Source organism: Pseudomonas sp. St29 (genome assembly GCF_001547915.1).
Lineage (GTDB): Bacteria > Pseudomonadota > Gammaproteobacteria > Pseudomonadales > Pseudomonadaceae > Aquipseudomonas.
The window spans coordinates 1,530,510-1,544,109 of record NZ_AP014628.1 but is presented as its reverse complement, the minus strand read 5'-3'; the positions used below and the strand labels follow the sequence as shown (position 1 = coordinate 1,544,109).

At 65.2% G+C, this 13,600-nt stretch carries 14 protein-coding genes; 5 read left to right on the top strand and 9 right to left on the bottom strand.

Annotated features, from left to right (window positions below; all coding sequences use genetic code 11):
- Positions 1-59: 59 nt before the first annotated feature.
- From PST29_RS06970 to PST29_RS06945, 6 genes are all read right to left on the bottom strand, one after another.
- Positions 60-1,514 carry an amidase gene (locus PST29_RS06970; protein WP_232513208.1) on the bottom strand — a complete coding sequence of 485 codons (1,455 nt, stop codon included), beginning with the start codon at positions 1,512-1,514 and terminating at the stop codon, positions 60-62.
- A complete protein-coding gene (locus PST29_RS06965) occupies positions 1,511-2,821 on the bottom strand; it encodes an MFS transporter (RefSeq protein ID WP_060842676.1) in 1,311 nt (436 codons plus the stop codon). The genes PST29_RS06970 and PST29_RS06965 overlap by 4 nt, the downstream gene beginning before the upstream one ends.
- A 99-nt stretch (positions 2,822-2,920) precedes the next feature.
- On the bottom strand, positions 2,921-4,096 hold the full coding sequence (locus tag PST29_RS06960) for a M20 aminoacylase family protein (protein ID WP_060842675.1): 1,176 nt from the start codon (positions 4,094-4,096) through the stop codon (positions 2,921-2,923).
- Between the two features lie 171 nt (positions 4,097-4,267).
- Positions 4,268-4,597: a hypothetical protein gene (locus PST29_RS06955; protein ID WP_060842674.1), complete on the bottom strand. Its 330-nt coding sequence runs from the start codon at positions 4,595-4,597 to the stop codon at positions 4,268-4,270.
- Positions 4,594-5,691, bottom strand: coding sequence for a serine hydrolase domain-containing protein (locus tag PST29_RS06950; RefSeq protein ID WP_060842673.1), 1,098 nt, complete (start codon positions 5,689-5,691; stop codon positions 4,594-4,596). The genes PST29_RS06955 and PST29_RS06950 overlap by 4 nt, the downstream gene beginning before the upstream one ends.
- Before the next feature lie 171 nt (positions 5,692-5,862).
- A complete protein-coding gene (locus PST29_RS06945; protein WP_060842672.1) occupies positions 5,863-6,741 on the bottom strand; it encodes an acyl-CoA dehydrogenase in 879 nt (292 codons plus the stop codon).
- 140 nt (positions 6,742-6,881) lie between these two features.
- On the opposite strand from PST29_RS06945, the gene olsB reads away from it, so the two are divergent.
- Both olsB and PST29_RS06935 read left to right on the top strand, forming a co-directional pair.
- Positions 6,882-7,637 (top strand): L-ornithine N(alpha)-acyltransferase, encoded by a 756-nt coding sequence (gene olsB, locus PST29_RS06940; RefSeq protein ID WP_060837896.1) that lies wholly within the window; start codon positions 6,882-6,884, stop codon positions 7,635-7,637.
- Entirely contained in the window at positions 7,637-8,431 is a 795-nt protein-coding gene (locus PST29_RS06935) for a lysophospholipid acyltransferase family protein (RefSeq protein ID WP_060837895.1), read from the top strand. Before olsB ends, PST29_RS06935 begins: the two co-directional genes overlap by 1 nt.
- 104 nt (positions 8,432-8,535) lie before the next feature.
- On the opposite strand, the gene PST29_RS06930 is transcribed toward PST29_RS06935, so the two are convergent.
- A complete protein-coding gene (locus tag PST29_RS06930) occupies positions 8,536-9,117 on the bottom strand; it encodes an acyl carrier protein phosphodiesterase (RefSeq protein WP_060837894.1) in 582 nt (193 codons plus the stop codon).
- A 153-nt stretch (positions 9,118-9,270) separates the two neighbouring features.
- On the opposite strand from PST29_RS06930, the gene PST29_RS06925 reads away from it, so the two are divergent.
- From PST29_RS06925 to PST29_RS06915, 3 genes are read left to right on the top strand one after another with little or no spacing between them, the layout of a single operon-like run.
- Positions 9,271-9,573: an ArsR/SmtB family transcription factor gene (locus PST29_RS06925; protein WP_016965050.1), complete on the top strand. Its 303-nt coding sequence runs from the start codon at positions 9,271-9,273 to the stop codon at positions 9,571-9,573.
- 19 nt (positions 9,574-9,592) lie between these two features.
- Entirely contained in the window at positions 9,593-10,759 is a 1,167-nt protein-coding gene (locus PST29_RS06920) for an MFS transporter (protein ID WP_060837893.1), read from the top strand.
- Positions 10,760-10,792: 33 nt separating this feature from the next.
- Positions 10,793-11,842 carry an alkene reductase gene (locus tag PST29_RS06915; RefSeq protein WP_060837892.1) on the top strand — a complete coding sequence of 350 codons (1,050 nt, stop codon included), beginning with the start codon at positions 10,793-10,795 and terminating at the stop codon, positions 11,840-11,842.
- A 65-nt stretch (positions 11,843-11,907) separates the two neighbouring features.
- Here PST29_RS06915 and PST29_RS06910 read toward each other — a convergent pair whose 3' ends face one another.
- Positions 11,908-12,792, bottom strand: a complete 885-nt coding sequence (locus PST29_RS06910; protein ID WP_060842671.1) for a DMT family transporter — start codon at positions 12,790-12,792, stop codon at positions 11,908-11,910.
- Between the two features lie 142 nt (positions 12,793-12,934).
- The gene (gene emhR / locus PST29_RS06905) at positions 12,935-13,585 is read right to left on the bottom strand and encodes an efflux system transcriptional repressor EmhR (RefSeq protein WP_060837890.1); all 651 of its coding nucleotides are present in this window, start codon (positions 13,583-13,585) and stop codon (positions 12,935-12,937) included.
- Positions 13,586-13,600: the final 15 nt, after the last annotated feature.

Sequence of the window (13,600 nt, the reverse complement as noted above, 5' to 3'; positions counted from 1 at the left end):
TACCCAGCAAGATGCGGGCCTCAGGAGCCTATCAGCGACGCTTGCCTGGTTACAGCAGGTTACCCGGGGGGGCGCAGGCGCACCCATTGCGTCAGTTGTTCGTGGGCGTAAGCCAACTGCAGCACGGCGTGATCGGCCTGGGCCGGCCCGACGATCTGCATGCCCATGGGCAGGCCCGCCAGGTTGAATCCCACCGGAATGCTGATGCTGGGCAGGCCGGCCAGGGTCGGACCGATCACCACTTCCATCCAGCGATGATAGGTGTCCATTTCCTGCCCATCGATCTGCCTTGGCCAGGCCTGCCGTGCATCGAAAGGGAACACCTGGGCCGTGGGCAACAGCAGGAAATCGTAACGCTCGAACAATCGCTGCAAGGCGCGGTACCAATCGCTGCGACTCTGGGACGCGCGGTACACATCCGCAGCACTCAGGTTGGCCGCTCCCTCCACTTCCCAGCGGGCCTCGGGCTTGAGCCAGCGGCGTTTGTCCGGGTCGCCGTGCAACATCCCCAAAGACCCCTGGACCAGCCAGTGCCGGTGCACCAGCCAGCAGTCCCACAACTGCGCCATGGAAAAATCCGGCTGGCAGCTTTCCACTTCGCAGCCCAGATGGGTGAAGTCGGCCAACGCCTTTTCGCACAGGCTCAGCACTCCCTGCTCCATGGCCAGGTAGCCGTTGTAGTCCCCCAACCAGCCCAGGCGCAGGCCCCGCACGTCCCGTTGCAGAGGCGCCTGCAACAGCGCCGGATCCTCCTTGAGGGACAAGGGCACCCGCGGATCGTAACCGGCCTGGGTGCTCAACAGCCGCGCCACATCGGCCACCGTGCGCCCCATCGGCCCTTCGGTGGCCAGTTGCTGCACGAACAGTTCCGGGGTCGGGCCGAAGGGCACCCGCCCCTGGGAAGGACGCATGCCGAACAGGTTGTTGAAGGCCGCCGGATTGCGCAACGACCCCATCATGTCGCTGCCATCGGCCACCGGCAGCATGCGCAGGGCCAGGGCCACTGCCGCCCCGCCGCTGCTGCCGCCGGCGCTCAGGCGGCTGTCGTAGGCATTGCCGGTGGTGCCGAACAGCTGGTTGTAGGTGTGGGAGCCCAGGCCGAACTCCGGCACGTTGCTCTTGCCGACGATGATCGCGCCACTGGCCCGCACCCGGGCCACGCCGATGGCGTCCACCTGGGGCACCTGTTCGGCGAACAGCGGCGAACCCAGGCTGGTGGTCAGCCCCGCGGTGGATGCCAGGTCCTTGATCGCCTGGGGCATGCCATGCATCCAGCCCATGGACTGCCCCCGGTCCAGTTGCCGGTCGCGCTCATCGGCCTGGGCCAGCAACTCGCCCGGATCGCCCAGGGACACCAGGGCATTGAATTGCGGGTTGTAGCGCTCGATCTGTTGCAGGTAGGCCTGCATCACCTCGCGGCAGGACACCTGACGGGCGTGGATCGCCCGGGACAGCGCCAGGGCATCCAGTTCGACGATGGGCTCGCAGGCCACCGCTTCTTTGTGCTGAATCAAGACTCGCCTCCCAGGGTCAGGGCATCGGGCTTGCTGTCCCGGACCGCGTCGTACATGCAATAGATGCCCAGCAGACTGAGGATCGAAGTTGCCAGGACATAGAAGGACGGCGCCACCGGCGTGGCCATGACCCGGCTCAGCCAGGTCACGATCAACGGAGCAAAACCGCCGAACAGCATCACCGCCACGTTATACGCCACGGAGACGCCGGTGGAACGCACCTCGATGGGGAACTGCTCGGCCAGGGCGGTGGGGCCAGGACCGAAGAAGCCGCCAATGGCGCCACACAGCAGTATCTGCATCACCAGCAGGCGCTCGATGGACGGCGCGGCGGCGACCCACACATACAAGGGATAGACCATGACGAAAAACGCCAGGGTGAACGCCATCAGCACCGGGCGCCGGCCGACCCGGTCCGACAGCGCCCCGGCAAAGGGGATCACCAGGGTCATCAGGGCCACGGCGAACATCTGCACCAGCAGCACCTGATCCAGGGGCAGGCCGAGGTTGGTGTGGGCAAAGGTCGGCATGTTCACCAGCACCACGTAGAAGGACACGGTGCTGCCGCTGCACAGGCCCATGGACACCAGAATTGCCCGGCGCTGGCTCGACACCACCTGCCACAGCCCCGGTCCATCGCCCCGCACCTGCTTGCGCGCCTCGACGAAGGCTTGCGGCTCCTCCATGTACTTGCGGATCCACAGCCCCACCGGACCGATCAGCAGGCCGATCACGAACGGCAGGCGCCAGCCCCAGAGATCCAGGGTCTGGGGCGAAAAGAAATGGGTCACCGCCGCCACCATCGCCGCCCCGCTGAACACCGCCAGACACTGGCCGACCAGTTGCCAGGAACCGTACAGGCCCTTCTTGTGGACCGGCGCGCTCTCCACCAGATAGGCCGTGGCGCTGGCGTACTCGCCACCGGTGGCGAAGCCCTGGAGCATGCGCGCCACCACGATCAGCAAGGGTGCCCCCAGCCCGATGGCGGCGTAGTGGGGAGCAAACACGATCATCGCGATGGCCAGGGTCATCAGTTGGATGATCACCATCATGGCGGCCTTGCGGCCCTTGCGATCGGAATAGATCCCCAGCAGCACACCGCCCACCGGGCGCATGAAAAATCCCACGCCGAAGGTGGCCAGGGCCATCAGCAGCGAGGTGTACTCATCCTCCGCCGGAAAGAACTGGCGGGCGATGAAGCTGGCGAGAAAGCCATAGACGATGAAGTCGTACCATTCCAGGGCGTTGCCGACGACGGCAGCTACCACCTGCCGGGTCTTGGAAGCAGCGGTGCTCGAAGTGCTCATGGGACGTTCCTTGGATACTTTTGAGCCCTGGGCCGGGCTCGGAAAAGTGCCGGGCGCCTGTAACGCCCGGGGTGCTCGGAAACACAGGAGCGGCAAGGCTCAGGAGGGCTTGAGCCAGCTTTCCGCCAGGGCAGCCCAATAGGCCGCGCCGGTGAGCAGGATGTCGTCGTTGAAGTCGTAACCCGGGTTATGCACCATCGGCTGCGCCACCCCGTTGCCGATGAACAGGTAGCTGCCGGGGCAGCGTTGCAGCATCCAGCCGAAGTCCTCGCTGCCCATCAGCTTGGGGGTGTTGCCGTTGACCGCATCGGCCCCCACCAGCTCGACCCCGACCCGCCGGGCGAACTCGGTTTCTTCCGGGCTGTTGACCAGCACCGGATAGGCCGGGCGATGTTCGATGCTGGCGCGGCAGCCGAAGCTTTCGGCCTGGGTGCGGATGATCGCCTTGACCCGCTCCAGCATCTGCTCGCGCACCGGTGCGTTGAGGGCCCGCAGGCTCAGGCGCAACAGCGCCTGCTGGGGAATCACGTTGGCCGCCTCGCCGGCCTGCAGGGCACCGACGGTCACCACCGCGGCTTCCTGGGTGTCGATATTGCGCGCCACCACCGTCTGCAAGGCCATGACGATGCTCGCCGCCGCCACCAGCGGGTCCACCGCCAGGTGCGGCATGGAGCCATGGCCGCCGACGCCTTCGACTATCACCTCGAGCAGATCCTGGGAGGCCATCATCGGTCCTTCGCGAAAGCCCAGGTGCCCGGCCGGCAGACCCGGCATGTTGTGCAGGCCAAACAGCGCGTCGCAGGGGAAACGCTCCAGCAGGCCATCGGCGAGCATGGCCTCGGCGCCGCCCTGGCCCTCTTCGGCGGGCTGGAAGATCAGGTTCAGGGTGCCGTCGAACCGGCGGGTCGCGGCCAGGTAGCGCGCCGCCCCCAGCAGGATGGTGGTGTGGCCGTCATGCCCGCAGGCGTGCATGCAACCGCCATGGCGACTGCTGTAGGGCACCCCGGTGTTCTCGATGATCGGCAAGGCGTCCATGTCCGCCCGCAGCCCCAGGGTGCGGCTGCCCGTACCGTTGCGCAGAACCCCCACGACCCCGGTTCGGCCGACCCCGGCATGCACCTGGTAGCCCCACTCATCCAGGCAACGCGCCACCAGCGCCGAGGTGCGCTGTTCCTCGAACCCCAGTTCCGGGTGGGCATGAATGTCCTGCCGGATGGCCCGCAGGTCGCCGTCGATGTCGTTGAGCCAGGCAAGGATGTGCTGATGTCGGGTCATGGCGTATCTCCTCTGGGCCGGGTGGCTTCCCGTTCTTGTTGTCGGAGCGCTGCACGAGGGGCCGGACCTGCTCGAAGCGCTGCGTCAGATAACCGCGCGGCGCAGCACAGGACAATCAAATGTGGTTCCACTGCATGGAACACATCATCTGCGGCGCGGCTTGATCGAGGATCAGGGATCGAGGCGGCAGCCTTCGCGGGGGCCCAGCCAGGAGGCGCCGTGGGTCCGTCCCAGGGCGCTGGCGGTGACTCGCCGGGCCTGGGGCTCATCGTTGAAACCGCTGATGGGCAGGTACTGGCGCACGTAGGCGCGGCAGTCTTCGCCGGGTTGTTGCATGACGTAACGGCAGGAGCAGTACTCCTTGGCGGTGTAGGCCCCGAGGATGTCGGGAAAGGCCTGCAACGCCACCCGCTGCTGCCAGCCCCAGCCCAGCAGCAGGAGCAGCGCCAGCAGCAACAGGCCGAGCAGCGGATGACGCCGCACCCAGGTCCGGCGCCTCATGGCGGACTCGGCTCGGGAAAGGCCGCCAGGACCCGCTTGAGCAGCTCGTTGTGCCGATAGCTGCCATCGCGATCGTCGCCATAGCGCACGATCACCAGGCGCTCGGCGGGCAGGATGTACAGCGCCTGGCCCCAATGTCCCAGCGCCGCATAAGTGTCCGCCGGCGCATCCGGCCAGGGCCGGGGCGCACCGTCCACCGCGCGGTTGAGCCACCAGTGCCCGCCCGCCACGGCCACGTCCTGGTTGGCGCGGTAGCCGGCAAAGGGCGTGCGACAGAAATCGACCCAGGCCTTGGGCAGCAATTGCCGGTCGCGCCAGCGGCCATCGCGCTGCATCAACAGGCCGATGCGCGCCAGATCCCGAGCCGTCAGGTACAGGTAGGACGAAGCAACGAAGGTGCCGGCCGCGTCGCGTTCCCACACGGCCTGGGTGATTCCCAGGGGGTCGAACAGCGCGTGCCAGGGATAGTCCGCGTACCGCTCGGGCCCCACCATCCCCCGCAGACTGGCCGCCAGCAGGTTGCTGTCGCCACTGGAGTAGCGAAACACCTGCCCCGCCGGCGCGGCCGCTGCCTGCTGCGCGGCGAATGCGGCCATGTCCCGATGGCCCCGGGTGTAGAGCATGGCCACCACCGAGGAGTTGAGCGGTGCGTATTCGTAGTCTTCCTGCCAGTCCAGGCCCGAAGCCCAGTGCAGCAAGTCGGCCAGGGTGATGCTCGGATGCCGCTGCAGCGCCGAGTAATACTGTGCGGCAGGGTCCTGCAGCTGGAAGCGGCCTTCAGCGAAGGCAACGCCCAACACCACCGCCAGCAGACTCTTGCTGGCAGACCAGATGAGATGGGGAGTCTGCGCTCCGGTGGCGCCGGCATAGCGCTCGTAAAGCACCTGGCCATCGCGGATCACCAGCAACGCGTCGGTGCGAATGCCTTGCCGGGACTTCTCGTCCCTGGGCACGAAGGCGTAGTCCTCAAGCGCCTGGAGCGCCGGACCGGCGACATCCGGGGCCCGGCGCCATTGCTCCCCCGGCCACTCCTCGGCCCAGGCCGGCAAGCCGAACAGGAGCAGGAGTGCCAGCAGGGTCGGAGCTTTGCGCATGAAGGACACTCGAACGACGTCAGTGGCCGAGCCTAAACAGGACAGATGACCGTTTTACTGCAGCGCCGGGCTTGCCTGTCAGCCAAGGCGTGATCAGGCCTTGTACACGACGCTCGGCCCCGCTCACCGGCAAGCCGATCCCGCGTGAGATTGGGCCTCGTTCGGCCGGGATTAAAACGCCGCCAGGGCCTTGGCCAGGCGCTGGCCCCGGGCTCCGGCAGCCAGATCCAACAGGCCCCGATCCCGGGACCACTGGTTGCGCCAAGGCTCGGTGCCCTGGGCGAAGGCCGCATCGATCCCGGGCTTCAGGGCCTCGAACTGGGTGAACAAGCCGCCCAACAGAACGTGCCCGCTGCTCAAGGACGGGTTTTGCCGACTGGCTTCGGCACACCCCGCCAGCAGTGCCAGCAGTTGCAATTGCAAAGGCTGCGGCCAGCCGCTGTCCTGCCCCACCCCATACAGCCAGGCGCTCATGGCACTCAGCACGTAGATGTCTTCCAGGGTGCGGAAGGGTTTGACATAGGCGTCCCAGCCGTCGCCGGCGAGCAGTTCGCAAGCGGCGTTGTCCAGCAGCAGGCAGCCATGACCGATCTCCGGCATCAGGCCGATGGCGGGCAGGGTCTGGACCTGGACCCCCGGCTCCCCGGCATAGACCACGGTCAGGCGCAACGCCGCCGGTTGCCCGGGGGCCTCGCTGCGGGCCGCCACCAGCAGCCAGTCGGCGGCATCGCCGGCGGTGACGAAATCCTTGCGTCCGTTTAGACGCAAATCCTCCAGCCGGGTCTGCATGTCCGCCGGGCGCAGGCTGTGACGTTCGGTCGCGCACAACGCCCCCAGGCTGAGCGGCGCGCTGGGCCACAACATGCGCAAGGCCGCCTGGTAACCCACCAGGAACGCCAGCCCGGGGGCGCTCATCAGACGCCCGCCGCGCACCGCCAGTTCAAACGGCGTGACCGCGCCCAGATGGGCCAGCAAAGCCCCGTAACCCTCGGCCAGATCAGGGTTGGCGGGCAGTCGTTCACGGCTCTCGAGCAGGGCTTGCCAGGGCATTCGAAGGTCCTCAGGGGCTGTCATATAAGCATCACCAAAGCTTCATGGCGATGACACCGGGGCTACATAGCCTGACTTTGCACAACAAAGTCGATCGGCTGCAACCCAAGGCGGGTCAGTGGCCCGCACGGAGATTCACAATGACTCAGATCGCCCGCATCAGCGACACCGGCATTGAACGCCGCCTGCAGGCCGAACGCCTGATCGGCGCCCAAGCCCTGCAGGAAGCCCAGGCCCTGCGCTTCAACGTCTTCAGCGGCGAGTTCAACGCCAAGCTCAAGGGCGCGGAATGGGGTCTGGACATGGATGACTACGACATTCACTGCAGCCACATCGGTGTGCGCGACCTGAACACCGGTCGCCTGGTGGCCACCACCCGCCTGCTGGACCACCAGGCCGCCAGCAGCCTGGGGCGCTTCTACAGCGAAGAGGAATTCAGCCTGCACGGCCTGATGCAGCTCAAGGGGCCGATTCTCGAAATCGGCCGCACCTGCGTCGACCCGGCCTATCGCAACGGCGGCACCATCGCCGTGCTCTGGGGCGAACTGGCGGAGGTCCTCAACCAGGGCGGCTACAGCTACCTGATGGGCTGCGCCAGCATTCCGATGCAGGACGGTGGCATCCAGGCCCAGGCGATCATGCAGCGCCTGCGCGAACGCTACCTGAGCACCGAACACCTGCGAGCCGAACCGAAGAACCCGCTGCCGAGCCTGGACATTCCGTCCAACGTGATCGCCGAGATGCCGCCGCTGCTCAAGGCCTACATGCGCCTGGGGGCGAAAATCTGCGGCGAGCCGTGCTGGGACGAGGATTTCCAGGTCGCCGACGTATTCATCCTGCTCAAGCGTGACGAGTTGTGCCCACGCTACGCCCGGCACTTCAAGGCGGCGGTCTGATGCGCCGGCTGCGGGTCTACGGGCGCATCGCCCGGGTTCTGCTGGTGGTGGCGCTGGGGCTGAGCATGGCCAGTGTCTTCGGTCTGCTGGAGCGCCTGGGCGTGGCCAATTCCATGGTCCGGCGCCAGCGCTGGTCGCGCTTCTTCATGGCGCGCTTGAGCAATGCCCTGCCCTTCCAGATCTCGGTACATGGCGAGTTGCCCGGGCAGCCAATGCTCTGGGTCAGCAACCATGTGTCCTGGACCGACATTCCGCTGCTGGGCATGCTCACGCCGCTGTCCTTCCTGTCCAAGGCCGAAGTGCGCACCTGGCCGGTGGCCGGCTGGCTGGCGGCCAAGGCCGGCAGCCTGTTCATCCGCCGCGGGGCCGGCGACAGCCAACTGATCCGCAAGCAGATGACCCGCCACCTGCAGGAACAGCATCCATTGCTGTTGTTCCCCGAAGGCACCACCACCGACGGTCATGGCCTGCGGACCTTCCACGGCCGCCTGCTGGCCAGTGCCATCGACGCCGAAGTGTCGCTGCAACCGGTGGCGATCCGTTATTTGCGCGATGGCCAGATCGACAGCCTGGCCCCCTTCATTGGCGACGACGACCTGCTCTCGCATTTGATGCGGCTGTTCGCCCACGACCGGGGCCAGGTGGAGATTCATCTGCTCAAGCCGATTGCCTGTCAGGGCCAGGAACGTGCAGCACTGGCCTTTCAGGCACAGCAAGCGGTGCAGAAGGCACTGTTCGGCGATGTGCCCCAACCGGCCGAACCGCGCCGCAGCGGCGAACTGGTCGCCGCCTGACCCGCCCTGCTGGAGCCCACTTGCTGGCGAAGCAGCCCTCGAAGCCTGCGCCGTTGATAAGGGCGCCTTCGCTGGCAAGCCGGCTCTACAGGAGCGGATCTGATTCAGGGCAAATGGACGTGCTGCGCCGCGAATGCCTGCAACTGCGGGTAGAAGGCGCGAAAGTCTTCGCTCAACGGCTCATACAAGCGCTCCAGCTCGCCCATCGCCGCCGTCAGCTCCTGCGGCTGTGACAGGCGCCGGGCGATGCCGCGCAACACCTGCTCCAGCACCGCGAATTCGCGGTAGGAACCGAGCCAGTCATCGGCCGTCATGTAGGGCGCAATCTGCGCCAGGCGCGCCGGCAACTGCGGTTCGGCCGCCAGCACCCGGTACACCTCGGCAGTGAAGGACGGCAAGGGCTGATCGGCGTAATGCTGCCAGTCCCGGGCCAGGCAATGGTCGAAGAACACGTCGATGACGATGCCGGCATAGCGCCGCCGGGTCAGGGAGAAACGCGACAGCGCCGCACTCACCAGCGGGTGGCTGTCGGTATAGGTATCGATGCGCCGATGCAGCTGAATCGCCGCCTCGACCTCGGGGGCAAACTGCCCTTGCAGGCGGCCTTTGACGAAATCGCCATACAGGCTGCCCAGTAATTGACCCGGACGCTGGCCGCCGAGGTGTAGATGTGCGAGATAATTCATTCGCGCAGCTTAGCACCGCGCTCAACATATCGTTATAACCCGATATACCGATAAGTAATGATTTAAGATCAAAATCATATTGGTATATCGCGAAATAACGATTTAAATTTCGCCTCATCGCGATACAACGTTTTACGGAAAACGAGCACCGCCATGTCCCTCGACCTCGACGAAATAATAAAAGCCCTGGCACATCCGGTTCGCAGGGAAATCCTGCACTGGCTGAAAGACCCGACAGTCGAATTTCCCGATCAGGCTCATAGCAATGAGCACGGCGTCTGTGCCGGACAGATCGATCAACGCTGCGGCCTGTCGCAGTCGACCGTGTCCGCCCACCTCGCCACCCTGCAGCGCGCCGGCCTGATCAGTAGCCGAAAAGTCGGCCAATGGCATTTTTTCAAACGCAATGAGGAAGTCATCCAGCAGTTCCTCACGCAAATGAGCCAACAGCTCTAGACCTGACAAGGACCCGACAATGCCCCTTTCACTCATCATCCTGGCCTTGAGCGCCTTCGCCATCGGCACCACCGAGTTCGTCATCATGGGCTTGCTGCCGGATGTGGCGGCGGACCTCGGGGTGTCGATTCCCGGCGCTGGCTGGCTGGTCACCGGCTACGCCCTGGGCGTGGCCATCGGTGCGCCGTTCATGGCCCTGGCCACCGCCCGCTTGCCACGCAAGGCGGCCCTGGTGGCGCTGATGGGGATCTTCATTGTCGGCAACCTGCTGTGCGCACTGGCCAGTGATTACAACGTGCTGATGTTCGCCCGGGTGATCACGGCGCTGTGCCACGGTGCCTTCTTCGGTATCGGTTCAGTGGTGGCCGCCGGCCTGGTGCCGGCCAACAAGCGCGCCTCGGCCGTGGCCCTGATGTTCACCGGCCTGACCCTGGCCAACGTCCTTGGCGTCCCGCTGGGCACGGCTCTGGGCCAGTCGGCCGGCTGGCGCTCGACCTTCTGGGCGGTGACGGTGATCGGCGTGGTCGCCCTGATCGGTCTGCTGCGCTTTTTGCCGGCCAAGCGCGATGAGGAAAAACTCGACATGCGTTCGGAACTGGCCGCCCTCAAGGGTGCCGGAATCTGGCTGTCCCTGAGCATGACCGCGCTGTTCGCCGCGTCGATGTTCACCCTCTTCACCTATGTCGCCCCCCTGCTCGGCGATGTCACCGGTGTCTCGCCGCGGGGCGTGACCTGGACCCTGCTGCTGATCGGTCTGGGCCTGACCCTGGGCAACATCATCGGCGGCAAGCTGGCGGACAAGCGCCTGGGCGCCACCCTGATCGGCGTGTTCGCCGCCATGGCGGTGGTCTCCACCGTGCTGACCTGGACCAGCGTGGCGTTGATTCCCACGGAAATCACGCTGTTCCTCTGGGCCACCGCCTCCTTCGCCGCGGTGCCGGCCTTGCAGGTCAATGTGGTGACCTTCGGCAAGGCCGCGCCGAACCTGGTTTCGACCCTGAACATCGGCGCCTTCAACATCGGCAACGCCCTGGGCGCCTGGGTCGGCGGCAGCGTCATCGCCCACGGTTTCGGCCTCACCAGCGTACCGCTGGCGGCTGCCGTGCTGGCGATTCTGGCCCTGCTGGTGACGCTGATTACCTTTCGCCAGGGCGGCAACGCCGAACTGGCTCCTGCAACCCACTGATCCGTCTCTTTCCTCTATAGAAGGCTGCATTCCATGACCACTCTCTTTGATCCGATCAAGATCGGCGACCTCGAACTGTCCAACCGCATCATCATGGCGCCGCTGACCCGCTGCCGCGCCGACGCCGGCCGCGTGCCCAACGCGCTGATGGCCGAGTACTACGTGCAGCGGGCTTCCGCGGGCCTGATCCTCAGCGAAGCCACCTCGGTCACCCCAATGGGCGTCGGCTACCCGGATACCCCCGGCATCTGGTCCAACGATCAGGTGCGTGGCTGGGCCAACGTGACCAAGGCGGTGCATGGCGCCGGCGGCAAGATCTTCCTGCAACTGTGGCACGTGGGGCGGATTTCCCACCCGTCCTACCTGGACGGCGAAACCCCGGTGGCCCCGAGCGCCATCCAGCCCAAGGGCCATGTCAGCCTGGTGCGTCCTCTGGCCGACTACCCGACCCCGCGGGCCCTGGAAACCGCTGAAATCGCCGACATCGTCGAGGCTTACCGGGTCGGCGCGGAAAACGCCAAGGCCGCCGGTTTCGACGGCGTGGAAATCCACGGCGCCAACGGTTACCTGCTGGATCAGTTCCTGCAAAGCAGCACCAACCAGCGCACCGACCAGTACGGCGGCTCCCTGGAGAACCGTGCCCGCCTGCTGCTGGAAGTCACCGACGCGGCCATCGAGATCTGGGGCGCCGGCCGGGTGGGCGTGCACCTGGCGCCTCGCGCCGATTCCCATGACATGGGCGACGCCAACCTGGCGGAAACCTTCACCTACGTCGCCCGCGAACTGGGCAAGCGCGGTATCGCCTTTATCTGCTCCCGCGAGAAAGAAGGCGCCGACAGCCTGGGCCCGCAACTGAAAGAAGCCTTCGGCGGCCCGTACATCGCCAACGAGCGCTTCACCAAGGACAGCGCCAACGCCTGGCTGGCTGCCGGCAAGGCTGACGCCGTGGCCTTCGGTGTGCCGTTCATCGCCAACCCGGACCTGCCCGCGCGCTTGAAGGCCGACGCGCCGTTGAACGAGGCGCATCCGGAAACCTTCTACGGCAAAGGTCCGGTGGGCTACATCGACTACCCGACGCTGTAAGCCGGCCCCGGTAAAGCCAAAAGCCCCGACTCTCGCGAGCCGGGGCTTTTTTGTAGGCACCGGGATCAGCGCCTGCGTTGCGTCCAGGCCACCGCCAGGCCACTGAGGCAGATCACCGTGATGCCGATCAGGCCGTAGCGGTCCGGGGTATGCCCGAAGATCAGGTAGCCGTACAGACCGGCGAACAGAATCTGCCCGTAACTGAACGGCGCCAGCATCGCCGGTGCGGCATGGCGGAACGCCTGGGTCAGCAGCATGTGGCCGAGCATGCCGCAGGTGCCCAGGCCGATCATGAACAGACCATGGACAAATGACGGCGTGCTCCAGAAAAACGGCAGCAGCGCACTCATGATCAGGCTGTTGAGAATCCCGGTGAGAAAGTTGCTGGTGGTCGGGCTGTCGATACCGCTGAGCTTGCGAGTCAGCAACTGATAGAAGCCGAAACACAGCGCCGACCCCAGGGGCAGCAGGATCGCCGGGGTGAACAACGCCCCCCCGGGCCGCACCACGATCAGCACCCCGACGAACCCGGCGAGCACCGCCAGCCATTGCGCCCGACTGACCCGTTCGCCCAGGAACGGCACCGACAGCGCGGTGACCAGCAAGGGTGCCAGGAAGTTGACCGCCGTGGCTTCCGCCAGGGGGATATAACGCAGGCCGGTGGTGAACAACAGGCTGGTGCCGATCAGGCACAGGGCCCGCAGCAGTTGCAGGCCAGGACGCTTGGTACGCACGACCGCGGAAAAACCGCTGCGGGGAACGAACACCACCAGCATCAGCAGGGTGTGAACCACGTAGCGGGCCCAGACCACCATGACAATGGGATAAAAAGCCGAAAGGTACTTGGACAGCGTGTCATGGCTGGCAAAGAGCAGAACCGCCAGGCAGATCAGGGCAATCCCCTTGATCGGCTGCTCTGCGCCTTTGAACGGTGAAGGGTTCACACTCATTCACACACCCGCAACAAAATCCCTACAAAATACGTAGCTCGCTATCTATCAAGATGCGGCCAGCCCGTATATAAAAGCACCCCATCGCGATGGCGAGCGCGGGAATGGATATCCGTCGCGGTAAATCTTGACACAACTGGATTCAATTACGCATGTTGTCTTGATGACGCAAGTTCGGGCTCAAGCGCAACATATCCAGCCCGATGTCGATCCAGCGCTCTGCCTCGGTGTGCAGGGCGAAGCTCTCAGGGGCCAGCAGCCATTGGTAAAGGATGCCATCGATGAAGGCGCGCATGCTGATAGCCGCCCGCTGCGTATCAAGATTCTCGGGCAATTGCCCGCGATTCACTGCATTGGTCAGCGCCAGCTCGATGCGCACGTTGCACTCCAGGCTGGCGGTGCGACGTTGACGCCGCAGATCGCACATTTCATCGGTGAATTCGCACTTATGAAACAGAATTTCATTAATGCGTCGGGTTTTCGGGTCCAGGGCAACTTGATGAAACAAATGAATCAACAACTTGCGCATCCAGCCCAACGGATCCATTTCATCTACATTCTCACTGGCGGCAGCCATCTCATCCAAAGGTTCACGCAGGCTGTCGAGCATGGCCTGGACCAGATCGGCCTTATTACTGAAATGCCAATAAATGGCACCCCGCGTCACCCCCGCCAGCGCCGCGATATCGGCCAGGGTGGTACGCGCCACGCCACGCTCGTAAAAGGCCTTTTCGGCGGCCTCGAGTATCTGGCTGCGAGTTTCTTGAGCTTCCTCTTTGGTACGACGGACCATGGCAGTAAAACCTCG

Bases quoted from the DNA above. Each gene is read 5' to 3' on its own strand.
- PST29_RS06965 (WP_060842676.1), bottom strand. From the start codon at position 2,821: ATGAGCACTTCGAGCACCGCTGCTTCCAAGACCCGGCAGGTGGTAGCT.
- PST29_RS06960 (WP_060842675.1), bottom strand. From the start codon at position 4,096: ATGACCCGACATCAGCACATCCTTGCCTGGCTCAACGACATCGACGGC.
- PST29_RS06955 (WP_060842674.1), bottom strand. From the start codon at position 4,597: ATGAGGCGCCGGACCTGGGTGCGGCGTCATCCGCTGCTCGGCCTGTTG.
- PST29_RS06950 (WP_060842673.1), bottom strand. From the start codon at position 5,691: ATGCGCAAAGCTCCGACCCTGCTGGCACTCCTGCTCCTGTTCGGCTTG.
- PST29_RS06945 (WP_060842672.1), bottom strand. From the start codon at position 6,741: ATGCCCTGGCAAGCCCTGCTCGAGAGCCGTGAACGACTGCCCGCCAAC.
- olsB (WP_060837896.1), top strand. From the start codon at position 6,882: ATGACTCAGATCGCCCGCATCAGCGACACCGGCATTGAACGCCGCCTG.
- PST29_RS06935 (WP_060837895.1), top strand. From the start codon at position 7,637: ATGCGCCGGCTGCGGGTCTACGGGCGCATCGCCCGGGTTCTGCTGGTG.
- PST29_RS06930 (WP_060837894.1), bottom strand. From the start codon at position 9,117: ATGAATTATCTCGCACATCTACACCTCGGCGGCCAGCGTCCGGGTCAA.
- PST29_RS06925 (WP_016965050.1), top strand. From the start codon at position 9,271: ATGTCCCTCGACCTCGACGAAATAATAAAAGCCCTGGCACATCCGGTT.
- PST29_RS06920 (WP_060837893.1), top strand. From the start codon at position 9,593: ATGCCCCTTTCACTCATCATCCTGGCCTTGAGCGCCTTCGCCATCGGC.
- PST29_RS06915 (WP_060837892.1), top strand. From the start codon at position 10,793: ATGACCACTCTCTTTGATCCGATCAAGATCGGCGACCTCGAACTGTCC.
- PST29_RS06910 (WP_060842671.1), bottom strand. From the start codon at position 12,792: ATGAGTGTGAACCCTTCACCGTTCAAAGGCGCAGAGCAGCCGATCAAG.
- emhR (WP_060837890.1), bottom strand. From the start codon at position 13,585: ATGGTCCGTCGTACCAAAGAGGAAGCTCAAGAAACTCGCAGCCAGATA.